Origin of the sequence: Methylobacterium carpenticola, from assembly GCF_042748905.1 — a bacterium.
GTDB classification, from domain to species: Bacteria; Pseudomonadota; Alphaproteobacteria; order Rhizobiales; family Beijerinckiaceae; genus Methylobacterium; species Methylobacterium carpenticola.
Genome location: NZ_JBHZEO010000001.1, coordinates 7,501 through 32,256, shown reverse-complemented (window position 1 = coordinate 32,256; position 24,756 = coordinate 7,501). Strand labels below are relative to the sequence as shown.

26 protein-coding genes (1 of these 26 only partly in view) are annotated in these 24,756 nt (G+C 71.4%); 15 read left to right on the top strand and 11 right to left on the bottom strand.

Annotation, left to right across the window (positions count from 1 at the left end; all coding sequences use genetic code 11):
- Window positions 1-265: 265 nt before the first annotated feature.
- The 6 genes from ACE101_RS00165 (at window position 266) to ACE101_RS00140 (ending at window position 6,683) form a co-directional block, all read left to right on the top strand.
- Complete coding sequence (locus ACE101_RS00165; protein WP_379125506.1) at window positions 266-1,318, top strand: ABC transporter substrate-binding protein; 1,053 nt, start codon at window positions 266-268, stop codon at window positions 1,316-1,318.
- A 59-nt stretch (window positions 1,319-1,377) separates the two neighbouring features.
- On the top strand, window positions 1,378-2,271 hold the full coding sequence (locus tag ACE101_RS00160; protein WP_379125505.1) for an ABC transporter permease: 894 nt from the start codon (window positions 1,378-1,380) through the stop codon (window positions 2,269-2,271).
- Window positions 2,268-3,065 carry an ABC transporter ATP-binding protein gene (locus ACE101_RS00155; RefSeq protein ID WP_379125504.1) on the top strand — a complete coding sequence of 266 codons (798 nt, stop codon included), beginning with the start codon at window positions 2,268-2,270 and terminating at the stop codon, window positions 3,063-3,065. The genes ACE101_RS00160 and ACE101_RS00155 overlap by 4 nt, the downstream gene beginning before the upstream one ends.
- Window positions 3,062-3,892: a carbon-nitrogen hydrolase family protein gene (locus ACE101_RS00150; protein WP_379125503.1), complete on the top strand. Its 831-nt coding sequence runs from the start codon at window positions 3,062-3,064 to the stop codon at window positions 3,890-3,892. The genes ACE101_RS00155 and ACE101_RS00150 overlap by 4 nt, the downstream gene beginning before the upstream one ends.
- Window positions 3,893-3,906: 14 nt before the next feature.
- On the top strand, window positions 3,907-5,448 hold the full coding sequence (locus ACE101_RS00145) for an amidohydrolase family protein (RefSeq protein WP_379125502.1): 1,542 nt from the start codon (window positions 3,907-3,909) through the stop codon (window positions 5,446-5,448).
- Between the two features lie 173 nt (window positions 5,449-5,621).
- Window positions 5,622-6,683 carry an HWE histidine kinase domain-containing protein gene (locus ACE101_RS00140; protein ID WP_379125501.1) on the top strand — a complete coding sequence of 354 codons (1,062 nt, stop codon included), beginning with the start codon at window positions 5,622-5,624 and terminating at the stop codon, window positions 6,681-6,683.
- A 27-nt stretch (window positions 6,684-6,710) separates the two neighbouring features.
- On the opposite strand, the gene ACE101_RS00135 is transcribed toward ACE101_RS00140, so the two are convergent.
- Window positions 6,711-6,893, bottom strand: coding sequence for a hypothetical protein (locus ACE101_RS00135; RefSeq protein WP_379125500.1), 183 nt, complete (start codon window positions 6,891-6,893; stop codon window positions 6,711-6,713).
- A 299-nt stretch (window positions 6,894-7,192) separates the two neighbouring features.
- Entirely contained in the window at window positions 7,193-8,512 is a 1,320-nt protein-coding gene (locus ACE101_RS00130) for an MFS transporter (RefSeq protein WP_379138394.1), read from the bottom strand.
- 153 nt (window positions 8,513-8,665) lie between these two features.
- On the opposite strand from ACE101_RS00130, the gene cyoA reads away from it, so the two are divergent.
- From cyoA to ACE101_RS00095, 7 genes are read left to right on the top strand one after another with little or no spacing between them, the layout of a single operon-like run.
- A complete protein-coding gene (cyoA, locus tag ACE101_RS00125) occupies window positions 8,666-9,790 on the top strand; it encodes a ubiquinol oxidase subunit II (RefSeq protein WP_379125499.1) in 1,125 nt (374 codons plus the stop codon).
- 20 nt (window positions 9,791-9,810) lie between these two features.
- Window positions 9,811-11,838: a cytochrome o ubiquinol oxidase subunit I gene (gene cyoB / locus ACE101_RS00120; RefSeq protein ID WP_379125497.1), complete on the top strand. Its 2,028-nt coding sequence runs from the start codon at window positions 9,811-9,813 to the stop codon at window positions 11,836-11,838.
- A gap of 10 nt (window positions 11,839-11,848) precedes the next feature.
- Window positions 11,849-12,478, top strand: coding sequence for a cytochrome o ubiquinol oxidase subunit III (gene cyoC, locus ACE101_RS00115; RefSeq protein ID WP_379125496.1), 630 nt, complete (start codon window positions 11,849-11,851; stop codon window positions 12,476-12,478).
- Window positions 12,475-12,867 (top strand): cytochrome o ubiquinol oxidase subunit IV, encoded by a 393-nt coding sequence (cyoD, locus tag ACE101_RS00110; RefSeq protein WP_379125495.1) that lies wholly within the window; start codon window positions 12,475-12,477, stop codon window positions 12,865-12,867. Before cyoC ends, cyoD begins: the two co-directional genes overlap by 4 nt.
- Window positions 12,864-13,589, top strand: coding sequence for an SURF1 family protein (locus ACE101_RS00105; protein ID WP_379125494.1), 726 nt, complete (start codon window positions 12,864-12,866; stop codon window positions 13,587-13,589). Before cyoD ends, ACE101_RS00105 begins: the two co-directional genes overlap by 4 nt.
- Before the next feature lie 53 nt (window positions 13,590-13,642).
- Window positions 13,643-14,950 (top strand): ATP-binding protein, encoded by a 1,308-nt coding sequence (locus tag ACE101_RS00100; protein WP_379138391.1) that lies wholly within the window; start codon window positions 13,643-13,645, stop codon window positions 14,948-14,950.
- A gap of 1 nt (window position 14,951) precedes the next feature.
- Complete coding sequence (locus ACE101_RS00095) at window positions 14,952-15,500, top strand: response regulator transcription factor (RefSeq protein WP_379125493.1); 549 nt, start codon at window positions 14,952-14,954, stop codon at window positions 15,498-15,500.
- Window positions 15,501-15,506: 6 nt separating this feature from the next.
- Here ACE101_RS00095 and ACE101_RS00090 read toward each other — a convergent pair whose 3' ends face one another.
- From ACE101_RS00090 to hemP, 6 genes are all read right to left on the bottom strand, one after another.
- On the bottom strand, window positions 15,507-15,899 hold the full coding sequence (locus ACE101_RS00090; RefSeq protein WP_379125492.1) for a VOC family protein: 393 nt from the start codon (window positions 15,897-15,899) through the stop codon (window positions 15,507-15,509).
- A gap of 101 nt (window positions 15,900-16,000) precedes the next feature.
- Complete coding sequence (locus ACE101_RS00085; RefSeq protein ID WP_379125491.1) at window positions 16,001-18,142, bottom strand: TonB-dependent hemoglobin/transferrin/lactoferrin family receptor; 2,142 nt, start codon at window positions 18,140-18,142, stop codon at window positions 16,001-16,003.
- 133 nt (window positions 18,143-18,275) lie between these two features.
- Window positions 18,276-19,169, bottom strand: a complete 894-nt coding sequence (locus ACE101_RS00080) for a heme ABC transporter ATP-binding protein (RefSeq protein WP_379125490.1) — start codon at window positions 19,167-19,169, stop codon at window positions 18,276-18,278.
- Entirely contained in the window at window positions 19,153-20,226 is a 1,074-nt protein-coding gene (locus tag ACE101_RS00075; RefSeq protein WP_379125489.1) for a FecCD family ABC transporter permease, read from the bottom strand. The genes ACE101_RS00080 and ACE101_RS00075 overlap by 17 nt, the downstream gene beginning before the upstream one ends.
- A gap of 13 nt (window positions 20,227-20,239) precedes the next feature.
- Complete coding sequence (locus tag ACE101_RS00070; RefSeq protein ID WP_379125488.1) at window positions 20,240-21,124, bottom strand: heme/hemin ABC transporter substrate-binding protein; 885 nt, start codon at window positions 21,122-21,124, stop codon at window positions 20,240-20,242.
- Window positions 21,121-21,312 carry a hemin uptake protein HemP gene (gene hemP / locus ACE101_RS00065; RefSeq protein WP_379125487.1) on the bottom strand — a complete coding sequence of 64 codons (192 nt, stop codon included), beginning with the start codon at window positions 21,310-21,312 and terminating at the stop codon, window positions 21,121-21,123. Before hemP ends, ACE101_RS00070 begins: the two co-directional genes overlap by 4 nt.
- A gap of 156 nt (window positions 21,313-21,468) precedes the next feature.
- Here hemP and hmuQ point away from each other — a divergent pair, with 156 nt between their 5' ends.
- Window positions 21,469-21,804, top strand: a complete 336-nt coding sequence (gene hmuQ / locus ACE101_RS00060) for a heme-degrading protein HmuQ (protein ID WP_379125486.1) — start codon at window positions 21,469-21,471, stop codon at window positions 21,802-21,804.
- A gap of 16 nt (window positions 21,805-21,820) precedes the next feature.
- Here the strand turns inward: hmuQ and ACE101_RS00055 are convergent, their stop codons facing one another.
- On the bottom strand, window positions 21,821-22,951 hold the full coding sequence (locus tag ACE101_RS00055) for a mechanosensitive ion channel family protein (protein WP_379125484.1): 1,131 nt from the start codon (window positions 22,949-22,951) through the stop codon (window positions 21,821-21,823).
- A gap of 137 nt (window positions 22,952-23,088) precedes the next feature.
- Window positions 23,089-24,048, bottom strand: coding sequence for a hypothetical protein (locus tag ACE101_RS00050; protein WP_379125483.1), 960 nt, complete (start codon window positions 24,046-24,048; stop codon window positions 23,089-23,091).
- A gap of 221 nt (window positions 24,049-24,269) precedes the next feature.
- Here ACE101_RS00050 and ACE101_RS00045 point away from each other — a divergent pair, with 221 nt between their 5' ends.
- Complete coding sequence (locus ACE101_RS00045) at window positions 24,270-24,680, top strand: group III truncated hemoglobin (RefSeq protein ID WP_379125482.1); 411 nt, start codon at window positions 24,270-24,272, stop codon at window positions 24,678-24,680.
- A gap of 13 nt (window positions 24,681-24,693) precedes the next feature.
- On the opposite strand, the gene ACE101_RS00040 is transcribed toward ACE101_RS00045, so the two are convergent.
- Window positions 24,694-24,756, bottom strand: the 3' end of a protein-coding gene (locus ACE101_RS00040; RefSeq protein ID WP_379125481.1) for a DEAD/DEAH box helicase. Its footprint extends 1,590 nt past the window's final position; the window shows 63 of its 1,653 coding nt (coding positions 1,591-1,653); its start codon lies off the right edge, out of view; the stop codon is at window positions 24,694-24,696.

The window sequence follows — 24,756 nt, the reverse complement described above, 5'->3', positions numbered from 1 at the left end:
GGCGCAGATGAGGCGAGGCCGAGCGCCGAGGCGGAATTGCCCGATGCAATTCCGCCCAGCGCCGGGCCCCGTCTGGCACGCCGCTTGCGACGCCCGTCCCGCAGCGCAGAGCCGGATGGCTCTTGTCGGGTTGGCGTGCCCTTCGTCGGGTTTCCGCTGAGCGTCCGCCCGGCCATGCGCGCATGGCCGAGAGGCCTCGCCGATTGCCGCGGTGAGGGTCCCGTTCGCCGGATGCCCGGCCTGTCGTCGAGGCGGGACTGGAGCCATGTGCGATCGTGACGGGTCGTTCTACCGTAATCTCTCCCGGCGGGGCTTTCTCGGCCGAAGTGCCGGCGCCGCGGCGGCGCTCGCCCTGCCGGCGCATCTCGCGGGATTGCTGACGTCCACGCCCGCTTCGGCCGGGACCACCCTCAAGGCCACCCACGGCTCGGGCTTCTGCAACATGGGCATCTTCCTCGCCAAGGAGCGGGGGCTGACCAAGGCGGACGGCGTCGATCTCGACTTCGTGGTGACGCCCTCGAACACCGAGATCACCACCATGTTCGGCGCCGGGCTCGTCGACATGTCGATGATCCCCTACTCGAACTTCATGACCCTGTACGATGCCGGCGCGCCGGTGAAGATCGTCGCGGGCGGCGGGGTCGAGGGCTGCATCATCGTGGCGCGCGAGGGCATCGCCTCGGCCGCCGACCTCAAGGGCAAGACCTTCGGCACCTTCCAGGCCGACACCCTCGAAGTGCTGCCCTACGACTACCTCAAGAAGGCCGGGATGAGTTTTCGCGATGTCGAGGTGAAGTATCTCGACACCTCGCCCGAACTCGCCCAGGCCTTCATGGCCGGCGCCCTCGACGCGATCTGCCACATCGAGCCCTACGCCTCGCAATGCGTGATGGGCCGCAAGGGCGCGCGCGTGCTGTCGAACGGCACCGACGTCTACGGCAAGGGCTACTCGGATTGCGTGCTCGCCGTGCGCACGCCGCTTCTCAAGAGCAATCCGGCCGCCGTGAAGGCGGTGATCAAGGCGCTCCTCGTCGCCCAGTCCCAGGCCGAGGCGGACAAGGCCGCCGCTCTCAAGGACACGGTGGGCAAGTACTACAAGACCAGCATGGAGGCGGCGGTCGACGCCTCGTCCAAGCAGCCGATCGTGGTCGATCAGCGCGACCAGACCCGGTTCATCATCGAGCGCGGCGCCTCCATGAAGGAACTCGGCTACGTCAAGAAGGCCCCCGACGAGGGCGCCTTCGACTGGAGCCTGCTCGAGGCGGTGATCGCCGAGAACAAGGGCCTCTACGACGGCCTCAAGCTCAAATCCGCTTGAGCCGGTGCCGCCGGCCGGGCCCGCGCCCGGCCGCCTCCCCTCCCGCACGGAAGCACCTCGTGACGACACACGCACGGATCGGCCCGCTGCCGGCTCCGCCGGCGCGCGCCGCGCTGCCCCGATTGGGCCCCGCTTGGCGCCGCCGCCTCGCCGGCCTCGGCTGGGGGATCGTCTCCATCGGCCTGTTCGCGGGCCTGTGGGAGGCGCTCTGGGCCCTCGACCTCGTCAACCCGCTGCTCCTGCCGCCGCCCCACCTGTTCCTCGCGGACATTCCCGGCACCTTGCGCTACTTCGACCGCTCGAACCGCATCGGCAGCGTGGGAAGCGGCGGCGGCGTCTCGGCGCTCCTCGTCACCATGGCCTGGACGACGATGCGGGTCCTCGTCGGCCTCGCCCTCGGCTTCGTCTGCGGCGTCCTCGTCGGCGCGCTGATCCATTACGTGCGCCTGCTGCGCAACCTCCTGCTGCCGACCGTGCTGCTGCTCGCGCCGATCTCGCCGGTGGCGTGGCTGCCCGTCGCCATCTTCGTCTTCGGCATCGGCGACAAGCCTGCGATCTTCCTCGTCTTCATCACGCTGTTCTTCACCATCGTGCTCTCGACCGGGTCGCAGATCGAGAGCGTGCCGAAGACCTACATCCACGTCGCCCGGATCATGGGGGCGACCAGCTGGCAGACCTTCTGGCGGGTGATCCTGCCGTCGATCCTGCCGAGCCTGTTCATGACGCTGCGCCTCAACCTGTTCGGGGCCTGGATGGTGGTGCTGATCGCCGAGACGGTCGGCGTCGGCACCGGCCTCGGCCAGATCACCGCGATGGCGCGCTCGACCTTCAACGCCAAGCTCGTCTTCTTCACCATGGCGATCATCGGGGTGCTCGGCTTCCTGTCCGATTTCGGCCTGCGGCTGGTGCAGCGGAAGATGCTGTGGTGGATCGGCCCGGGAGGTGCCCGATGACCCGTCCCGCCGTCTCGATCCGCAGCGTCTCGAAGCGCTGGATGCCCGAGGGACGCGCCCCGGTGCAGGCGCTGAGCGACCTCGATTTCGAGGTCGCGCCGGGCGAGTTCGTGGTGCTGCTCGGCCCTTCCGGCTGCGGCAAGTCCACGCTCCTCTACATGATCGCCGGGCTGGAGGAGGTCACGGGCGGCGAGATCCTCGCCGACGGGGATCCGGTCACCGGTCCCTCCGCCGAGCGCGGGCTGATCTTCCAGGAAGCCTCGCTGTTTCCCTGGCTCACCATCGCCGACAACGTCGCCTTCGGCCTCGCGGTTCAGCACGTGCCGCCGGTGAAGCGCCGCGAGCTGGCGGTCGAGATGCTGCGCCGGGTCGGGCTCGGCGACATGCTCGACAAGAAGCCCGACGAGTTGTCCGGCGGCATGCGCCAGCGCGCCGCCTGCGCCCGGGCGCTCGCCATGCGCCCGAAGGTGCTGATGATGGACGAGCCCTTCGCGGCCCTCGACGTCCAGACCCGCTCGCGCATGCAGGACTTCCTGCTCCAGATCTGGCGCGACAGCGGCGCCTCGATCCTGCTCGTCACCCATTCCATCGACGAGGCGATCTCGCTCGCCGACCGGGTGGTGGTGTTCACGGCCCGGCCGGGCCGGGTGAAGACGATCGTGCCGATCGACCTGCCCCGGCCGCGCCCGTCGCGGGATCCGCGCTATCACGCCTATCGCGACCTCTTCACCGACCTGCTCGGCGCCGAGGTCGACCGTGCCTTCGCCGAGCAGGAGGCCGTCGCGGCGCGATGAGCCCGGATTTCCGCGTCGCCGCCATCCCGGTGGGCCCGGCCGGGCCCGATCCGGAGCCCCTCTGGCGGGAGGTCGATGCGGGCATCGCGAGGGCTGCCGCGGCGGGGGCGGTCCTCGCCGTCCTGCCGGAACTGACGGTCCTGCCCTACGTCGCCGGAGCGGACCCGGCGCGCTGGCGCCATCTCGCCGAGCCGGCGGACGGCCCCACCGCCGCGCGCATGGGCGGGCTCGCCCGGCGCCACGGCCTCGCCGTGCTGTTCGGGCTGGCGCTCGCCGAGGACGCGGACCGGCTGCCGCTCAATGCGGCGATGCTTGCCCAATCGGACGGCAGCCTGATCGGGCTCGCGGCGAAGCGGCACCTGCCGCCCCCGCTCCCGGGGGAACGCTTCGGCGAGGCCGATCATTTCCGCGCCGGTCCCGCTGGAATACGGGCCGTGCGGGTCGGCCCCGTGCGGGTCGCCGCCCTGGTCTGCTACGACCGGCGCTTCGCCGGAGCCTGGGACGAGGCGGCGGCCGCCGCCGATCTCGTGGCGGTGCTCGTTGCCGGGCCGGCGCCGCAGGATCCGCCCGGCTTCTTCGCCGCGGAACTCACCGGGCACGCCCGGCGCTGCCGCGTCCCCGCCCTCGCCGCCGCCCGCTACGGAATCGAGCATGGTCTCGGCCGGCCCGTGCGGCACGACGGGGATAGCCTCGTCGTCGGCCCGGACGGGCGTGTCCTCGCGGCGAGCGGCCCGCTCGCGGCGAGCCGGGCGCTCGCGCCGCGACCCGCCCTCGCCGCCCTGTCGCCGCCGGACCCGGTCCGGCCCCCTCTCCCCACCACAGCGTAACGGAACACGCGTCCATGGCAGAGCTCATCGTCCAGGCCGGCTGGGTCGTCACCGGGATCAAGGACCGCAACACGCCGATCATCGTGGAGAACGGTGCCGTGCTCGCGCGCGACGGCGTGATCGCGGCAGTCGGCGCTCTCGAGGACCTGCAGCGGGAGGCGCCCGCAGCGGAGCTGCGCTGCTATCCCGGCCACGTCATGCTGCCGGGCTTCGTCAACAGCCACCACCATGTCGGGCTCACCCCGCTCCAGCTCGGCTCGCCGGACTACGCCCTGGAATTGTGGTTCGCGGGCCGGCTGCCGGCCCGGCGCCTCGACCTCACCCTCGACACGCTCTACTCGGCCTTCGAGATGGTGGCCTCCGGCATCACCACCGTCCAGCACATCCAGGGCTGGATGGCCGGCGGCTACGACGCCATCCACGCCGCGGCGACCCAGACCCTGAACAGCTACCGCAGCCTCGGCATGCGGGCCTCCTACTGCTACGCCGTGCGCGAGCAGAACCGCCTCGTCTACGAGGCGGACGAGGCCTTCTGCGCCCGGCTCCCCGCCGATCTCGGCGCGCAGCTCGCCGCCCACCTGAAGGCGCAGGCGATGCCCTTCGGCGATTTCCTGCGCCTGTTCGACCAGCTCACCGAGGAGAATGCCGGGCAGCGCCTGACCCGCATCCAGCTCGCGCCGGCCAACCTGCACTGGTGCACGGACGAGGGGCTGGTCGCGCTCCACGAGAAGTCGCGCGCGGCCGGGGTGCCGATGCACATGCACCTCCTGGAGACCGCCTACCAGAAGGAATATGCCCGCCGCCGCACCGGCAAGACGGCCCTGCGCCACCTGCACGACCTCGGCGTGCTCGGGCCGCACATGACCCTCGGCCACGGCGTCTGGCTCACCGCCGAGGACATCGACATCGTGGCCGATACCGGCACCTGCATCTGCCACAACTGCTCGTCCAATTTCCGCCTGCGCTCGGGGCTCGCGCCCCTGAACACCTGGGAGAAGAAGGGCATCACGGTCGGGATGGGGCTCGACGAGGCCGGCATCAACGACGACCGCGACATGCTGCAGGAACTGCGGCTGGCTTTGCGGGTCCACCGGGTGCCCGGCATGGACGACGCCGACGTGCCGACCCCGTCGCAGGTGGTGCGGATGGCGACCGAATCGGGCGCGATGACCACCGCCTTCGGGGCCGAGATCGGGCGCCTCGATCCGGGCCGGTTCTTCGACGCCTCGCTGATCAACTGGACGCGCGCCACCTACCCGTTCCAGGATCCGGACATCCCGGTGCTCGACGCCCTGGTCCAGCGGGCCAAGACCGACAGCGTCGACGCGGTCTACATCGACGGCGACCTCGTCTACGCGGATGGCCGCTTCACCAAGGTCGACCGCGACGCCGTGCTGGCGGAGATCGCTGCGGTGCTGGGGCGGCCCCGCTCGCCGGAGGAGGTGGCGCGGCGGGATCTCGGCCGTGCGGTCTTCCCGCACGTGAAGGCGTTCTACGAGGGCTACCTGCCCGATACGCCCCGGCAGCCCTTCTACGCCGGCTCCTCCATCGCGTGAGGCGAGAGGCGAGGGCAGGGCCACGCCCCCGGACGCTGCGAGCAGCGTCCCGGAGGGACGGGGTCGGCTGGAGCGCGAGCGGCACCCATCGCTGCACGACACCGTGAAACCCGGCCGAGGGCCGCGGTGTTGGGCAGGGCGAACCTTCTCAGCCCTGCCCCGGAGAACGCGGTGTGAGAGTCGAGCACGGGCCTGACCTGTCCTGGCCCCGCAACGGTGGCGGCGCTGGCGCGCTGATGCGCGCCAGGAACTGGTCGCGCACGGCGCTCGGTCCGCCGGCGGCTTGGCCGGAGGCGCTGCGGGGCGCCGTCGACCTGATCCTGCCCTCGCCGGTGCCCATGGCCCTCGCCTGGGGGCCGCGAGGGTGGATGCTGTGCAACGATGCCGTCGCGGCCCTGACGGGCACGCCCCTGCCGGAGGCCATCGGCGGCCGTCTGGACGAGATCTGGCCGGACCTCGCCGCGGCCGATGCGCTGGCGGCGGCGATGGCGGGCCGGGCCGTGACGCTGCCCGGTTGCCGCCTCGGGCCGGCGGCGCTGCGGGTCGATCTCGGCTGCTCGCCGCTCCGCGACGCGGCCGGCCGTCCCGCCGGCATGCTCGCGGTCCTGCACAGGGCCGAGTCCGCCGGGGCGGACAGCGTCCGGCAGGCCCGGGCGCAGGTCGGCGAACTCAAGCACCAGATCCGCAACACGCTCGGCGCGATCCGGGCGGTGATCCGGCGTGGCATCCAGGCGAGCGAGACCCTGGAGGACCTTGCCCTCCATCTTCAGGGCCGCATCGACGCCATCGCCCGGCCGCACTCCCTCGTGAGCCTCGATCCGGCCATCGGGGCCGACCTGTCTCTGCTGATCGCCGAGGAATTGCTGGCGCATCACGCCCATGAGGGCCGGCAGCTGTCGATCGGCGGCCCGGCCGTGCAGTTGCCCGCGCGGTTATGCGGTCGCGTGGCCCTGGCGATCCACGAACTCGCGACGAACGCGATCAATTACGGGGCGCTGGCCGATCCGGCGGGCCGCATCGCCATCGACTGGCAGCTCGTGCCGGACGGGCCCAGGCAGCGGGTGGTTCTCACCTGGAAGGAGACCGGCCTCGCCCTGGCCGAGGCCGCGCCGCGGCGCCGGGGCTTCGGCACCGAGCTGCTCGAGAGCATGTTGCCCTACGAGCTGAAGGCGGACGTCGTCTGGAGGCTCGAACCGGACGGGCTGCGCTGCACCATCGCCCTGCCCCTGGGGTGAGGCGGCCCGGCCTCCCGCGTCGCGACGTCAGCCCGTCAGCGCCGCACCCGCGTGATGCAGCCTGTGGTCCCGGCTGCCGAGCCGGATCGCCGCATCGTCGGCCCGCGCCGTGAGCACGGTGAAGAACACGAAGGCGAAGGCCGAGAGCAGAAGCCACGTCTCGTAGAGGCCCCGGCGCCGGAGCACCCGGCGGACGGCGATGGCGGGCATGAGCAGACTCCCGAAGCGAGCCGGACAGCCGGCGCCGAGGGCACGCGGTCCGGACGGGTGCCATCTCAGCCGTGGAGCGTGGCCGGGTCAATGAAAGCGATTTTCGTTATTCCGCCGGGCGGCAGCAGGACATTCTCGGTCCAGCGCCGCAGGGAGAAGATTTCCGCGATCTCGCCTCACGGAAGGGCGCGGCGAGCGTGCCGCCATGAAGCAGCGGCCGATCGCAACGCGATCGGCCGCTGCTCGAAGGCTCCGACGCACTCCGGCGCCGGACCGCTCTCCACGTCGGCGAGCGCTGCTCAGCGGCTGACGGCCAGGGCCCCGAGGGTGCAGACCGCGCCCGACAGGAGATAGACGCCCACCCAGGGCAGCCCGAGCTGGCTCGATGCGGCGAGCGCCACCAGCGGGGCGAAGCCCGCGCCGAGGAGCCACGCGAAGTCCGAGGTCAGGGCCGAGCCGGTGTAGCGGTACTTGGTGCCGAAATTCTCCGCGATGGCGCCGGAGCTCTGGCCGTAGGCGAGGCCGAGCAGCCCGAAGCCGACCACCACGTAGATCGTCTGCCCGGCCATGCTGTCGCCGAACAGGAGCGGCGCCAGGATGCTGCCGGCCGCGAACAGGGCGATCAGCGATGCGGCGAGCGCGATGGTCGCCCGCCGGCCGATCTGGTCGGCGATCAGGCCCGAGGTCACGATGGCGCCGGCCGCGATGGCCGCCCCCGCGCACTGCACCATCAGGAACTCGCCGACCGAGCGCTGGGTGAAGAGCGTGATCCAGCTCACCGGGAACACGGTGACGAGGTGGAACAGGGCGTAGCCCGCGAGCGGCACGAACGCGCCGAGGAGGATGGTCCGGGCGTGCGTGCGCACGGTGTCGAGGACGGGCTCCGGCTCCAGCTCGTCGGCTTCGAGCAGGCGGCGGAACTCCTCGGTGGCGACGAGGCGCAGTCGCGCGAACAGGGCCACCACGTTGATCGTGAAGGCGACGAAGAACGGGTAGCGCCAGCCCCAGCCCATGAAGTCGGCTTCCGAGAGCTGCAGCTCGAAGAAGGCGAAGAGCGCGCTCGCCAGCATGAAGCCGACCGGGGCCCCGAGCTGCGGCAGCATGGCGTACCAGCCGCGGCGATTGGCCGGCGCGTTCAGCGCGAGCAGCGAGGCGAGCCCGTCCCAGGCGCCGCCGAGCGCAATACCCTGGCCGAGGCGGCAGAGGGCCAGCAGGATCCACGACCAGTTCCCGATCACCCCGTAGCCGGGCAGGAAGGCGATCAGGCAGGTGGAGGTGCCGAGCAGGAACAGGGCGGCCGTGAGCTTGGCGGCGCGGCCGTAGCGGCGGTCGACGCCCATGAAGATCACGGAGCCGGCCGGGCGCGCCACGAAGGCGAGCGCGAATAGCCCGAAGGAATAGAGCGTCCCGGTGAGCGGATCCACGAACGGGAAGACGTGCCGCGGGAAGACCAGCACGCAGGCGAGCCCGAACACGAAGAAGTCGAAGAACTCCGAGGTGCGGCCGATGATCACCCCGAGCGCGATCTCGCCCGGCGCGACGTGAGCGGGATCCGACGAGGCGAGGCGGGCATCCCGCTCCAACTGGGAGGAGGAAGCTGCGGCGTGATCCGCCGTGATCGTGGCCATGTCCGTCGATTCCCGCTCCGACTTACGCAATGCCCGTCTCCTTAGAGGACGGGCGCCCGGGCAGGGCTTGGACAAAACGTCCAATGCCCGCGCGCTGCCCGGAGGCTTAGGGGGGCTGCTGCGCTGCAGCATGTTGGGCCGCCCGTGAGATCCTTACCGCTTCTCGTCCTGCTCCCCTGCCTCCTCCTCCTGGGGGGGTGCAACACTGTTCTCCTGTCGCCGGCCGGCGACGTGGCGCTCCAGCAGCGCAACCTGCTGATCGCCTCGACGGCCCTGATGCTGCTCATCATCGTTCCGGTGATGGCGCTCACCGTCGCCTTCGCGTGGCACTACCGCGCCGGCAACACCAAGGCCGTCTACGACCCCGAGTTCCATCACTCGACGGGGCTCGAGGTGGTGATCTGGTCGGCCCCGCTGCTGATCATCGTGGCGCTCGGCGCGCTCACCTGGCTCGGGACGCACCTGCTCGATCCCTACCGGCCGATCAGCCGCATCAGCGCGGCCAAGCCGATCGTGTCGAGCGACGGCGCGCCGCTCGCCACCGGCAAGCCCCTGGTGATCCAGGTGGTGGCGCTCGATTGGAAGTGGCTGTTCCTCTACCCCGAGCAGGGCATCGCCTCGCTCAACGAGGTCGCCGCCCCGGTCGACCGGCCGATCGAGTTCCGCATCACCTCCTCCTCGGTGATGAACTCGCTCTTCATCCCGGCGCTCGCGGGCCAGATCTACGCGATGCCGGGCATGCAGACGAAGCTCAACGCGGTCATCAACGCGGCGGGCAACTACGAGGGCTTCTCGGCCAATTACAGCGGGGCCGGGTTCTCGCACATGCGCTTCACCTTCCGCGGCCTCGACGAGCCGGGCTTCGACGCCTGGGTCGGGAAGGCCCGCGCCGAGGGCGGTCCGCTCTCCCGCGAGGATTACCTGAAGCTCGAGCGGCCGAGCGAGCGGGAGCCGGTGCGCCTCTACAACGCCGTCGATGCCAAGCTCTACGACGCCATCCTCAACATGTGCGTCGACCGCTCCAAGATGTGCATGCGCGACATGGCGGCGATCGACGCCCGCGGGGGCGGCGGCCGCGAGGGCATCACCGCCGTGATGACCCTCGACTACGACAAGACCGCGCGCCGCGGCAGCGGCAAGGTCCCGGCCCGCTTCGTCACCGCGCTCTGCACCCCGGACGACGCCTACGGCTTCGGCGCCTCCTCGGCGCGCGACGTCTCCGCGCGCGACGCCGCCCCGGCGCGCGACCGCCTTCCGCGACTGAACTGACGCCAGCATCCAGGCTGACCATGAACTCCGAACCGAATCCGATCGACGCCTATCCGCACTGGTGGCGGCTCCTGTTCGGGCGCTTCACCCTCGAGGCGCTGCCGATCCACGAGCCGATCCTGGTCGCGACCTTCCTCGTCGTGGCGCTGGGCGGCCTCGTCGTCCTCGGCGCCATGACCTACTACCGGCTCTGGGGCCCGTTCTGGCGCGAGTGGGTGACCAGCGTCGACCACAAGAAGATCGGGATCATGTACATGGTCCTGGGCCTCGTCATGCTGCTGCGCGGCTTCGCCGACGCCATCATGATGCGCGGCCAGCAGGCCATCGCCCATGGCGGGGTCGAGGGCTATCTGCCGCCGCACCACTACGACCAGATCTTCACCGCCCACGGCGTGATCATGATCTTCTTCGTGGCGATGCCGCTGGTCACGGGGCTGATGAACTTCGTCGTGCCGCTGCAGATCGGCGCCCGCGACGTCGCCTTCCCGTTCCTGAACAACTTCAGCTTCTGGATGACGACCGGCGGCGTCGTGCTCGTCATGATGTCGCTGTTCGTCGGCGAGTTCGCGGCGACCGGCTGGCTCGCCTATCCGCCGCTCTCCAACATCGCCTACTCGCCGAGCGTCGGGGTCGACTACTACATCTGGGCGCTGCAGATCGCGGGCGTGGGAACGACGCTGTCGGGCGTGAACCTGATCGCCACCATCGTGAAGATGCGCGCGCCCGGCATGTCGCTGATGAAGATGCCGGTCTTCACCTGGACCTCGCTCTGCACCAACATCCTGATCGTCGCCTCCTTCCCGGTGCTCGGCGCGGTCCTGGCGCTGCTCAGCCTCGACCGCTACGTCGGCACCAACTTCTTCACGAACGACTTCGGGGGCAACCCGATGATGTACGTGAACCTGATCTGGATCTGGGGCCACCCCGAGGTCTACATCCTGGTGCTGCCCGCCTTCGGCATCTTCTCCGAGGTGGTCTCGACCTTCTGCGGCAAGCGCCTGTTCGGCTACGCCTCGATGGTCTACGCGACGGTGGTCATCACCATCCTGTCCTACCTCGTCTGGCTGCACCACTTCTTCACCATGGGGTCGGGGGCGAGCGTCAACTCGTTCTTCGGCATCACCACGATGATCATCTCGATCCCGACGGGCGCGAAGATCTTCAACTGGCTGTTCACGATGTACCGGGGTCGGATCCGCTTCGACCTGCCGATGATGTGGACGGTGGCCTTCATGCTGACCTTCGTCGTCGGCGGCATGACCGGCGTGCTGCTGGCGGTGCCCCCGGCCGACTTCGTGTTGCACAACAGCCTGTTCCTGGTGGCGCACTTCCACAACGTGATCATCGGCGGCGTGCTGTTCGGCCTGTTCGCGGGCATCTACTACTGGTTCCCGAAGGCCTTCGGCTTCCGGCTCGATCCCTTCTGGGGCAGGGTCTCGTTCTGGTGCTGGGTGGTCGGCTTCTGGGTCGCCTTCATGCCGCTCTACATCCTCGGCCTGATGGGCGTGACCCGCCGCGTCAGCCAGTTCGCGGACAGCTCGCTCCAGATCTGGTTCGTCATCGCGGCCTGCGGCGCCTTCCTGATCCTGCTCGGCATCCTGGCGATGCTGGTCCAGATCGGGGTGAGCATCCGGCGCCGGCACGAACTCGCCGATCTCACGGGCGACCCGTGGCACGGCCGCACCCTCGAATGGTCCACGTCCTCGCCGCCGCCGGCCTACAACTTCGCCTTCACGCCGCTGGTGCATGACGGCGATGCGTGGTGGGACATGAAGCACCGCGGCTACCAGCGCCCGCTCGAAGGCTTCCAGCCCATCCACATGCCCAAGAATACCTGGGCGGGTCCGGTTCTTGCCGGCATCGCCACGGTCTGCGGCATCGCCCTGGTCTGGCACGTGTGGTGGCTGGTGGCGATCTCCTTCGTCGGCCTCGTCGGCACCGCGATCTACTCCACGTTCGACTACCACCGCGACTACTACATCCCGGCCGACATGGTCGTCCGGACGGAAGGCGAGCGCACCAAGCGGCTCGCCGGCGCGACGGCCTAAAGGGCGAGCCATGGCACACACGCACACGGCATCGGCGACGGATCAGGAGCTGCGCTTCTACGTCGCCGACGAGCACGGCCACGCCGAGGGCGGGACCATGCTCGGCTTCTGGCTCTACCTGATGAGCGACTGCCTCATCTTCGCGATCCTGTTCGCGACCTATGGGGTGCTGGGGCGCAACTACGCGGCGGGGCCGTCCGGGGCGGACCTGTTCAACCTGCCGCTGGTGGCGGTGAACACCACCATGCTGCTCCTCTCCTCCATCACCTATGGCTTCGCCATGCTGGAGATGGAGAAGGACAACCAGGACGGCACGCTGCGCTGGCTCGCGATCACCGGCCTGTTCGGCCTCGCCTTCGTGGGACTCGAACTCTTCGAGTTCGCGCATCTCATCCACGAGGGGGCGACGCCCCAGCGCAGCGCCTTCCTGTCCTCCTTCTTCACCCTGGTCGGGACCCACGGCCTGCACGTCACCTTCGGCCTGATCTGGCTGGTGACGCTGGTGGTGCAGGTGCGCGAGCGCGGCCTCGTCCCGGCCAATCGCCGCCGGCTGATGTGCCTCAGCATGTTCTGGCACTTCCTCGACGTGATCTGGATCGGCGTCTTCACCTTCGTCTACCTGATGGGATCCCTGCGATGAGCGCGCGCACCGAGGCGTCCGACGCCGTCCACGTCGAGGTCGCGCACGACCACCACGAGGCGGGCCACGGCTCCCGCCGCGGCTACCTGACCGGCTTCTGGCTGTCGGTGGTGCTGACCGCGATCCCGTTCTGGCTGGTGATGGGCCACGTCATCGCCGACGCGACCGTGACCGCCCTCGTCGTCATGGCCTTCGCGGTGGTGCAGATCGTGGTGCACATGATCTACTTCCTGCACATGAACGCCCGCTCGGAAGGCGGCTGGACGATGATGGCGCTGATCTTCACGCTCGTCCTCGTCGTGATCGTGCTGTCGGGCTCGCTATGGGTGATGTACCACCTCAACACCAACATGATGCCGATGCCGCACGACATGCGCACCATGCCGTGACGCAGGCGACGGCCGCGCCGCTTCCCGCGCGGGGGCGGCGCGGATTCCTGATCGCCGCGCTGCCCCTCGCGGCGGCGATCCTCTGCCTCGCCCTCGGCATCTGGCAGATCGAGCGCCGGGCCTGGAAGCTCGACCTCATCGCCCGGGTCGAGGCCCGGCTCGCGGCGGCGCCCGTCCCGGCGCCGGGGCGGGCCGCGTGGCCGGAAATCGCGCCGGCCGCCGACGAGTACCGCCGGGTCGTCGCCCGGGGCCGCTTCCTTCCCGACCGCGCCGTGCGCGTCATGGCGGTCACCGAGCACGGGCCGGGCTTCTGGCTGCTCGTGCCCCTCGTCACCGCGGCGGGCGACACCATCCTGATCAATCGCGGCTTCGTCCCCGCGGGCTGGCATCCGCCGCCGGGCGGCGAGGCGGAGCCGGTGACGGTCCGCGGCCTGATGCGGATGCCGGAGCCGGGCGGCGCCTTCCTGCGCAGCAACGATCCGGCGGCGGACCGCTGGTTCTCCCGCGACGTCGCGGCGATCGCGGCGGCCCGCGGCCTCGGGCCTGTCGCCCCGTTCTTCATCGACGCCGACGCCTCCGCCAACGGGCCGGGCCAGCCGATCGGCGGCCTCACGGTGGTCGCGTTCCGCAACACCCATCTCGTCTACGCGCTGACGTGGTTCGCGCTCTCCGCCCTGTCGGCCTACGCGGTCTTCCGCCTGCTGCGGGAGCCGCGCCCGTGAGCGGGGCCGCGCCGGAGGGCCGCCGGGGCTCGGCGGCGGAGGTGCTCGCCCGGCTGGCGGCGCGGCTCGCCGCGCCGTTCCGGCCCGAGGATCCCGCTCCGGCGGGCGAGGACGACAGCGCCCGCAAGAACCTGATGCTGCTCTGGCAGCTGCGCTGGATCGCGGTGGCCGGCCAGGTCGTCACCATCGCGGTGGCGGAGGGGGTCCTGGGCATCGCGCTGCCGCTCGGCCCGATGAGCGCGGTCCTCGCCGGTCAGGTCCTCCTCAACCTCCTCGGTTTCGCCTGGCTCAAGCGCGGCTCGACCGTCACGGAGGGCGGGCTCTTCGTCACGCTCCTCCTCGACGTCGCGGCCCTCACCGCCCAGCTCTACCTCAGCGGCGGGGCCACCAATCCCTTCACCGCGCTGTTCCTCCTGCAGCTCACCCTCGGGGCGGTGCTGCTGAACCGCTACGCGACGGCCTGCCTCGTCGCCCTCACCGCGGCGGCCCTCGTCGGGCTGACGCTCGCCTACCGGCCCCTCGTGCTGCCGGCCGGGAGCGAGGGGGAGCTGTTCGACCTCTACCTGATCGGCATGCTGGTCGGGTTCGTGCTCAACGCGTCCCTGATCGCGGTCTTCGTGACCCGGATCTCGCGGAACCTGCGCGAGCGCGACGCGCGCCTCGCCGCCCTGCGCCAGCGGGCCGCCGAGGAGGACCACATCGTGCGCATGGGCCTGCTCGCCTCGGGGGCGGCGCACGAACTCGGCACGCCCCTGTCCTCCCTCTCCGTGATCCTCGGGGATTGGCGGCGCATGCCGGACCTCACGCGCTCCCCCGAGATCGCCCGGGAGATCGAGGAGATGCAGGAGGCGGTGGGGCGCTGCAAGGCCATCGTCACCGGCATCCTGCTCGCGGCGGGCACCGCCCGGGGCGAGGCCTCGCATCTCACCAGCGTGCGCGGCTTCGTGACCGAACTCGTGACCGAGTGGCGCCGCATGCGCGCCTGCGGGGGCTTGCGGCTGCGCGACGTGTTCGGCGAGGATCAGGCGATCGTCTCCGACACCGCGTTGAAGCAGGTCGTCTTCAACGTCCTCGACAACGCCCTCGACATGTCGCCGCACTTCGTGGAGCTGACGGTGGATCGGGAGGGCGACGCCCTCCGTCTCTCGGTGGCCGACCGCGGGCCGGGCTTCGCGCCGGAGATGCTGGCGCGGCTCGGCCAGCCCTACACGTCGAGCAAGGGCCGCCTCGGCGGCGGGCTCGGCCTGTTCCTCGTGGTCAATGTCGTGCGTAAGCTCGGAGGCACGGTGTCGGCCCGCAACCGCGACCAGGGAGGTGCTGTCGTGACCATCAGCCTGCCGCTCTCGGTGCTCTCGGTCTGAGATGGCGGCGACCGGGAAGGCCGAGGAGCGTCTGCTCGTCCTCGTCGAGGACGATGCGCGTTTCGCCGCGACCCTCGCCCGCTCCTTCGAGCGGCGGGGCTACACGGTGGTGAGCGTGGCCGGGCTGGAGGCGCTGGAGGCGCTGCTCGCGGCGCGCATGCCGCATTTCGCCGTGGTGGACCTCAAGCTCGCGGGCGAATCGGGGCTGGCCTGCGTCAAGGCGCTGCACGACCGCGATCCCGGGATCCTGACCGTGGTGCTCACGGGCTATGCCAGCATCGCCACGGCCGTGGAGGCGATCAAGCTCGGCGCCTGCCACTACCTCGCCAAGCCCGCCAACACCGACGACATCGAGGCGGCCTTCTCGAAGGCCGAGGGCAACGTCGACGTCTCGCTCACCGACCGCCCGACCTCGATCAAGACGCTCGAATGGGAGCGCATCCACGAGATGCTGGTGGCGACGGACTTCAACATCTCCGAAACGGCCCGCCGCCTCGGCATGCACCGCCGCACCCTCGCCCGCAAGCTGGACAAGCAGCAGGTGAAGTGAGGGACGTCAGCCCGGGTGGTGGCAGCACACCCCGAGCTTGTTGCCGTCCGGATCGCGCAGGTAGGCGCCGTAATAATGCGGGTGGTACTCGGTCCTGAGCCCGGGCTCGCCGTCGCCGGTGGCGCCGTGGGCGAGGGCGAGATCGTAGAACGCGTCCACGGCGGCCCGGGACGGGGCGAGCAGCGCCACCATCTGCCCGTTCCCGGCCGAGGCCGGCGCGCGGTCGTAGGGCGTGCCGACGAGGAGCAGCGGCCTGTCCGCTGCCCCGGGCTGCCAGCCCGCCCAGGGGCGCGCGCGCTCGACGAATTTCAGCCGCCAGCCGAGTTCGGGCAGCACGGCGGCGTAGAAGGCGAAGGCCCGGTCGAAGTCGTGGATGCCGATATGGACGTGGGAGAGCATCGCGTCCTCCTGGGGAGGATCGCGATTTCCTCACCGTGATCGCGATCCGTCAAGATGACGGAGTGGGACCTTGGGGAAGGGGCAACATTCAGACGCCGCTCTCACTGCGTCGCGAACTTGATGCTGACCGCCGCCTTGGCGGTGAGGCCGGGGCTCGGCAGCAGGTTGAGGTACTGCGTGTAGCGCCGGTCGAAGGCGTTCTGGAGGATGAAGTCGGCGCGGATGCGGTCCGTCGCCTGATAGGAGGCGAACAGGTCCACGAGGCCGTAGCCCCGCGTTGCCAGGACGGTCGAGCCCGCCGGAACGTCCCGGCGCGGCGCCACGAAGGTCAGGCGCGTGCCGAGCGTCAGGTCGCCGCCGAGGAAGCGCAGGCCGAGCGTCGTGCTGATGCGATCCGGCGGCACGGTGAGCAGGGTCTGGCCGGTGGCGCGGTCGCGCCCCTGCGTGTGGGTCGCCGCCAGCGTGGCGAAGCCCCCGCCCCAATCGTAGGTGCCTTCGAGTTCGACGCCGTTGAGCTGGGCCTGCGCGATGTTGAGGTACTGGTAGGACTGGACCGGGATCACGCAGGGAAAGCGGCCGGGGATGCGCGCGCAGATCGAGGCGGGAATGCCGGCGATCGCCGGGACGAAGTAGGTCGGTCCGACCGTCTGGATGTTGATGAAGTCGTCGACCGTGTTGGCGAAGACGTTGAGCTTGGCCCGCACGGCGTCGCCCGGCCGCAGCACGTCGTCGGCCTTCAGGTTGATGCCGCCCTCGACGTTGTGCGCGACTTCCGGGCGTAGAGCCGGGTTCGGCAGGATGGTGAAGGCCGGGAAGGGGTGGATGCCCTGCACCAGGGTCTCGGTCACCGAGGGCGCGCGGTAGCCCTCCGCGTAGGTGGCGTAGAGCTCGATCCACGGCAGCGGCGAGACGCCGACGGTGATTTTCGGCGAGACCCGCTCGCCGCTCGACCGGTAGGTCCCGCCCGACAGCTCGTACTGGTCGTAGCGCAGGGCGCCGATCACGCGCAGCCAGCCGCCGTAGCGCACCTCGTCCTGGATGAAGGCGCCCGTGAGCGTGCGCGTGCCGGAGGGCGTGAAGGCGGCGCCGAACCCGCCGGCCTGGTCCGAGGTCCGCACCCGGTCGAAGACCCCGTCGCCGCCGATGGTGAGGGCGTGGCTGAGCGCGAAGGTGTCGAAGCGCGCGGTGTTGTGGACGTCGAAGCCGGGACTCTCGATGTCGTAGTCGAGCCGGCTGCCGGCGCGCGCACCGAGCTGGCCGTAGAGGCCGCTCGCGGTGTCCTGCAGGAAGGTCAGCCGGTTATGCGTCGTGGTGGTGTAGCCCTTGGCCGAGAAATCGATCAGCGGCACGTCGGGCCGGGCGAACCGGTAGCCGAGCGTGTAGGTGTCGGCCGCCACCGCGTTGGCGAAGCGCGCGCCCGCGTTGCTGGAGCCCCGGTTGGTGAAGTCGAAGTTCTGGACGAGGGCGGTGCCGCTGATCTCGTGCCCGTCGGCGGGCCGGAGGTTGACCTTGGCGAGGCCGGCTTGCAGCTCGCTGCCCGTGTCCGGCACCAGCGTGCCGCCGCCGTCCCGGTAGGGGGTGGCGTTGCGGTAGACGAACTGGCCGAAGATGTCCGCCGCGGTGCCGATCCGCGCGCCGACCGCCGTGGAGTTCAGGAAGCGCTGGCCGTTCGAGCCGAAGGACCATTTCTGCACCGCGCCCATCCGCTCGTCGGGGAGCAGGATGTCGTCGACCGAGCGCGTCCGGAAGGCCACGACGCCGCCGATGGCGCCCGAGCCGTAGATGGTCGAGGTCGGCCCGCGGGTGATGTCGACGCCGCCCACCAGTTCCGGATCGAGGTAGAACACCCCGTTCGCCGCGTGGCCCGAGGTCTGGAAGTTCTGGCGGGCGCCGTCCACCAGCACGTTCACGCGCCCGAAATCCTGCAGGCCGCGGATGTTGATCGCCTGGGCCGGATCGTTCTGGTTCTCCTGGGTGGTCACGCCGGGCACGTCGCGCAGCACGTCCGAGAGGCGGCTCGGCTGAAGGCGGCGGATCTGCTCGCGGGTGATCACGCTCGTGCCCGACAGGGCGTCGATCGCCGTCTCGGGCGTCTTCGTCGCGGTCACCGTGATGGTGTCGAGGTCGATGGTGCCGGTGGTGGGGGGAGCGGTCTGGGCTTGCGCTGCGGTGAGGGCGAGGAGCGAGCTGCCGAGGGCGAGGGAGGCGGCTCGGCGCGGGGACGCAGCATGGGGCGAGGGCATGGAACGGGGATCCGCAAGGCAGGACAGGCGATCGGGTCGGCTGGCTGGCTGGCGGAGGGCTGGCTGGCTCGCGTGCCGGAAACCTTGGCCGCAAAGCTGTCCGGAGATCAAGAAATCCAATGGGGATCGGTGTTTAGCCCGATTCCAGACTGCCCCTGCCGGGATCTCGCATTGGTCCAGTTCCGGATTGCGCCGCGGTGGATTGTGGCGTGCCTGCCACAGTGCGGCGCGGCAGCACGAAGGGCTGGTCCGGCGGCGGCAGCCGCCCCACCGGCCAGCCGATTCCGAAGATGCGCTCGACGAGGTCGTCGCGCAGGATCGCACCGGGCGGCCCGCGCTCGACGAGCCGGCCGTCGTGCAGGACGATGAGCGTGTCCGCATAGGCCGCCGCGAGATTGAGGTCGTGCAGGATGGCGAGCACCGCCGTTCCCGCATCCGCGAGCGCCCTCGCCGTGTCGAGAAGGCCGGCCTGATGGCGCAGGTCGAGGCTGGCGGTCGGCTCGTCGAGGAACAGGACCTGCCGGCGCGCCACGCTGCGCCCGGCGGCGAGCTGGCAGAGCACGCGGGCGAACTGCACCCGGGCCTGCTCGCCCCCCGACAGGCTCGGATAGGTGCGGCTCGCGAGATGGGCCACGTCCGCCCGCGCCAGGGCCTCGGCGAGGATCGTGGCGCGGTCCCCGGCCGTGAGGCCGCGCCCGATCCCGTCGAGGCCGATCCGCGCCACCTCGGCTGCCGTGAACGGGAAGGCGAGCCGCGCGGCCTGGGGCAGCACGGCGCGCAAGGTGGCGAGGCGCCAGGCCGGGATCCGGCCCACGGCCTCTCCCGCATAGGTGACGGTGCCCCGCATGGGCGCGATCTCCCCCGCGAGCAGGCGCAGCAGGGTCGACTTGCCCGCCCCGTTCGGCCCCACGATCACCTGGAGCGTGCCCGGTGCCAGGATCAGCGAGACGTCGCGGACGAGGGGGCGCCCGCCCGTCGCGAAATCCACCCCGCGGGCCTCGACCAGCGCGTCAGACGTCGAGGACACGGGCGCGTCCCATCAGCAGCCACAGGAAGACCGGCGCCCCGAGGAGGGCGGTGACGATGCCGATCGGCAGCTCCGCCGGGCTCGCGACGAGGCGCGCCGCCACGTCCGCGAGGACGAGCAATGCGCCGCCGAGCAGGGCCGCGGCGGGCAGCAGCCGGCGGTGCTCGGGACCGACGAGGAGGCGCAGGACGTGTGGCACCACGAGGCCGACGAAGCCGATCACCCCCGCCGCCGCGACGCTCGCTCCCACCGCCGCCGCGACGAGGAGGATCGCGGCCCGCTTGAGCGCCTGCACCGGCACGCCGAGATGGAAGGCCTCCGCCTCGCCGAGAACCAGGGCGTTGAGGCCGCGCCCGAGGAAGGGCACGGCGGCGAGCACCGGCAGGATCGCGGGCGCGCTGAAGTTCACCTTCGCCCAGGTGGCGCCGGCGAGACTGCCCAGGGACCAGAAGGTGAGATCGCGCAATTGCCGGTCGTCCGAGAGATACACGAGGATTCCGGTCAGCGCGCCCGCGAGCGCCCCGAGGGCGAGGCCGGCGAGCAGCAGCGTCGCCACCGAGGTCCGGCCCGCACGGGTGGCGAGCGCGTAGAGCAGGGCCGTCGTGGCGAGCCCTCCGAGGAAGGCGCCGAGCGGCAGCGCCGCGAAGGGGAGGGGGCCCGGCAGGCCGAGCATCGCGAGCAGCCGGTCGCCGGCCACGATCACGCTCGCCGCCGCGAGCCCGGCCCCGGCCGAGACACCGACGAGCCCGGGATCGGCCAGGGGGTTGCGGAAGAGCCCCTGCATCAATGCACCCGAGACCGCGAGCGCCGCCCCGACCATCAGGCCGAGCAGGGTACGCGGCAGGCGGATGTTGAGGACCACGAAGGCCTCGCGGGCGAGGGCCGGATCCGCGCCGCCGGTCCAGAGCACGGCGGCGACCCGCCCGGGCGGAATGGCGACGGCGCCCGCGGCGAGGGAGAGGAGCGCCGCGGCCCCCGCGAGGGCGCCGAGGGCGAGGAACAGGGCGGCGGTCCCGCCTCGCCGCGGGAGGGCGGCGGGCGTCGTAGCGGGTGTCATGGCGGGCCGCGCCTCAGCCACGCGGCAGGTCGGGATAGAGCGCGCGCATCAGTTCCCGCGCGGCCTGCGGCGTGCGCGGGCCGAAGCCGAGCAGCAGGAGCCCGTCCAGGGTCACGAGGGCGTGCCGCCGGGCCGCCGGGGTCTGGCTCAGGGCCGGCTGCGCGAAGACGCTCTCGGGCGTCGCCGCGCCGTGGCCCGTCCGCATCATCACCACCGCGTCCGGGGCCGCGGCGATCACCGCCTCGTCGCCCATCGGCTTGAAGCCCTCGATTCCCGCCGCGGCATTGGCGGCGCCGGCGAGTGTCAGGATGCCGTCCGCGGTGCTGTTGCGCCCGCCCGCCATCACCCGCCCGTTCTGGAGCGACAGCACCACCAGGGCGCGGGCGGGCTGCCGGATGCGGCGGCGCTCCTCGGCGAGGGCGGCGAAGTCGGCGCGCACCTCCGCGGCCAGCGCCGCCGCCTCGCGCTCGAGGCCGGCACTGCGGCCCACGGCGAGGATCCGCTCGATGACGCCCGCCTCCGTCGGGGCCTCCGCGACGGAGACCACGGGGATGCCGGCCTCCCGCACGAGCGCGAGCACGTCGGGTGGGCCGGCGCCCTCGGCGGCGAGGACGAGGTCCGGCCGGGCCGAGAGCAGCCCTTCCGCGGACAGGGCCCGCAGGTAGCCGACATTCGGCTTCTCCCGCAGGGCCTCGGCCGGGTAGAGGCTCGTGGTGTCGACCGCCGCGATCCGGTCGGCGGCTCCCAGCCGATAGAGGATCTCGGTCACCGCGCCCCCGAGCGCGGCGATGCGGGCGGGTGGCCCGGCGGCGGCCGGCCGGGGCAGGGCGGCGAAGCCGAGGGCGCCGGCGAGAAGGGTGCGGCGGGTCCAGCGGGGCGGGGCGGGGGCGTCGGTCATTTCGTCAGGATCAGCTTGTCGTTGGCGGTGATCCGCAACCGGTAGCGCGCGCCGGCATGCAGGATGACGATCTCGCGCCGGCCGTTCATCAGGGCGGCCGCGCTGACCGCGGTGTCCGCCGCGGCGCTCCGCTCCTCCGCCGGCGCCACTCCGGTCGATTCGCTCTCTTCAGCGTCAAGCTTGGACATGTTACAATCTTTGCCGTGGCCGTCTCTTTAGAATTTCTCAATTCCAAAGAACAGATACTGTCGATGAACTCTCCTAAGAGGGCTTTTTCTGTTGCGCAAGGTGAGCTAGGCCGTGGCTCCCGGCGCCGGAAGCGGCGCCCCGAGACGGAGCCCCCGATGTTCATCGCGATGAACCGCTTTCAGGTGTTGAAGGAGAGGGCGGAGGCGTTCGAGCAGGTCTGGCTGACGCGCGAGAGCAGCCTCCACGAGAGCCCCGGCTTCATCGCCTTCCACATGCTGCGCGGGCCGGAGCGTGAGGATCACATCCTCTACGCCTCGCACACCACCTGGGCGTCGCGGGCGGCCTTCGAGGACTGGACCCGGTCCGAGCCCTTCCGCCGGGCGCATGCCCGGGCGCCCGGCGCGCAGCCCCTCACCCTCGGCCATCCGGTCTTCGAAGGGTTCGAGGTCATCCAGACGGTGACCCATCCCGCGGCGGTGGCGGCGGCCTGAGCGCGGGGCGCGACCGTCACGCCACCCGCCGCACGCGGTTCCCCGCCTCCAGACGCTCCATCAGCCGGTCGGCGCTGGTCCATTCCGACCGCAGCCGCGGCAGCGCCTCGGGATGCTCGCTGCGCAGGAAGGCGATCATCTTCTCGCGCACCTCGCAGCGCAGGTCCCAGGCCTGCGGTGCGTTGCGCGCGCTCACCAGCATCCGCACCTCGATCACGGTCTCCCGCGCGTCCGAGACCTGCAGGTTGACCACGTTGCGGTCCCAGAGCTTCGAGGCGGCGGCGATCTCGCGCAGCTTTCCCCGCATCGCCTCGACCGGCGCCGCGTGGTCGACGTAGAGCATGACGCTGCCGATGAGCGAGGAGCCCTCGCGGGTCCAGTTCTGGAACGGCTTCTGGATGAAGTAGGTCAGCGGCAGGACGAGCCGGCGCCAGTCCCAGAGGCGCACCACCACGTAGGTGGCGGTGATCTCCTCGACCCAGCCCCACTCGTTCTCGACGATGATCGCGTCCTCGATCCGGATCGGCTGCGTCACGGCGATCTGGATGCCGGCGACGAGGTTCGAGAGCACCGGCTGCATGGCGAGGCCGAGGATCAGGCCGGCCGCCCCCGCCGAGGCGAGGAGGCTGACGCCGTATTGCCGGACCGGCTCGAAGGTCATCAGGGCGACCGCGACCGTCAGGAGGACGACCAGCGTGGCGGCGGCGCGCTTCAGGAGCCGGACCTGGGTCACGTGCTTGCGCGCCAGCAGGTTGTCCTCGGCGTCGAGCTTGTAGCCGCGCAGGTAGATCACGGAGGCGATGTTGAGCGCCGTGACGCAGCACCAGCCCACCAGCGTCACGAGGGCGACGATCAGGATCTGGTTGACCGCGATCCGCACCTGCCAGGAAAGGGGCGCGGCCGCCGAGGCGGCGCTGAGCGCGACGATCAGCAGGGCGAGCCGGCTCGGGCCGTGGGTCCGCGCCACGAGGGAGCGCCAGAACAGGCTGCGCGACCGGACGGCCCGCTCCAGGATCCGGGTCGCGATCCGGTGCAGCGGCAGCACGACCGCGCAGCACCCGGCGACCAGGACGAGGCAGACGGCCCACCAGGGGAGCCACGCGAGCCACCCCGCCAGGACCGCGAGCAGTGATTCGACGTTCGGCATCGGACATCACCTCCTGCGGCAGGGGCAATGACCGGGGCGGAGCGAGGTTCCGCATCGCACAATCGCGTCCCGCGATGCGGTGGCGGGTTCCCGCCCGGGCGCCGGCGCGACGATCCGCCCCCGTGTCCGCGCGGCGGCTACCGGAAGGCGATCGAGGCCGCGACGCGCTCGGCGCGGGCGATCGCCCCGGGCCGGTCCGCCGCCGCCGTGCCGACGACCCGCAGGGAGCCGCGTGCGTCGAACACCATCGTCTGCACCACCCGGATCGCCCGCCCGGACTGGGCATCCTTGCCCGAGCCCCGCAGCGTCACGACGACGCCCGTGCCCCGCGCGGCGCGCTCCTCGCCGGTGACGGCGAGGTCCTTCACCTGCGGCAGGCTGCCGAGGGCCTTGCGGGCGATGGCGCTCTCCTGTCCGGCGCCCCCCGTCGCCTGCCCCAGCGAGGGCGCCACCACCACCATGGGTTGGGTCCCCTCCGGATCGGCCCCCTTCGGGCCCTCGGTGAGGAGCAGGGTGCTGCCGGCCATCACCAGCACCGGCCGGAACCCGGCGAAGTCGCCCACCGTGTAGGGCAAGGCCGCGACCTGCTCGGTGATGCTCTGCGGGGCGCGGAAGGCGATGCTGCGCAGGGCCGCCTCGACGGCCGGGCCCGGAACCTGCGCCGCCGCGCCCTCCGGCACCTGCACGGTCACGATCCCGGTCCCGCTGCCGCCCGTCACGATGGCGACCCATTTCGCGTAGGTGAGGCCATGCGCCTGCTGGCTGCCGCGCAGGAGCCGCCCCTCGCCGCCCGCAACGGGCAAGGCCTCGCTCTCGCCGCGCACGACGAAGCCCGTCGGGCGCAGGCCCTCGGCGGTGAATTTCGTCACGATCGGCCCATAGGCCTCGGGCGGCATCTCGGCGATGACGATCGCGGCGCCGGAGCCGTGCTCGAAGCCGCCGAAGCCCTTGGCCGGAATCATCCCCGGCGGCGGCACGAGACCGATCGACCCGGCGGCGGGGAAGACCGGCTCGGCGGCCGTGGAGGCCCCTCCGGCGAGCGCGGCGGCGAGGGCGAGGAGGAGGCCGGCCGCGCGGCGGCGGATGAGGGTCAGCATCGGTCGTTCCCTGGTCGGCGCGCCATAGCACGGATCCGTCCCGGACACGCCGGGTTCATCCCGCAGGCGGCGCCCGTGACGGGCGGGAGGGCGACGCCCCTGATGGGTTTTCCGGGAGCGATCTTCCGGAAAACCCATCACAAGCCCGCGCGGCGACTGAGCGAAGCCGATTTCCGCATCGCGAAGCGATCATCCGGAAACCGTATGAGAGCGGAGGTTGCATGTCCCCGGTCACCCCTGAGCCGACCCTCGACGAGGCGAGCCTCGCCCGCTTCCTCGATGCCTTCTACGCGCGCGTGCGTGGCGACCCGCTCATCGGGCCGGTCTTCGCGGGGGCGATTCCCGATCCGGACTGGCCGCTTCACATGGCGACCATCCGGGACTTCTGGTCCTCGCTGCTCCTGCGCACCGGGCGCTACAAGGGCAACCCCTTCGGCAAGCACCAAGCCCTCGGGGCGATCCGGCCGGAGCACTTCGCCCGCTGGCTCGCCCTGTTCGAGGCGACGGCGGCCGAGCGCTTCGCGCCCGAGATCGCCGCCGCCCTGGCCGAGCGGGCGCACCGCATCGGCGACAGCCTGAAGGCGGGGCTGTTCTTCCGGCCCGGTGCCGCGCCCGGCCGGGACGAAGCGTGAGGCGGCATCGGGCTCAGGCGGCATCCTCCCGCCGGGTCTCCGTGAACACGCGCCCATCCGCGAAGCGCAGGGCCAC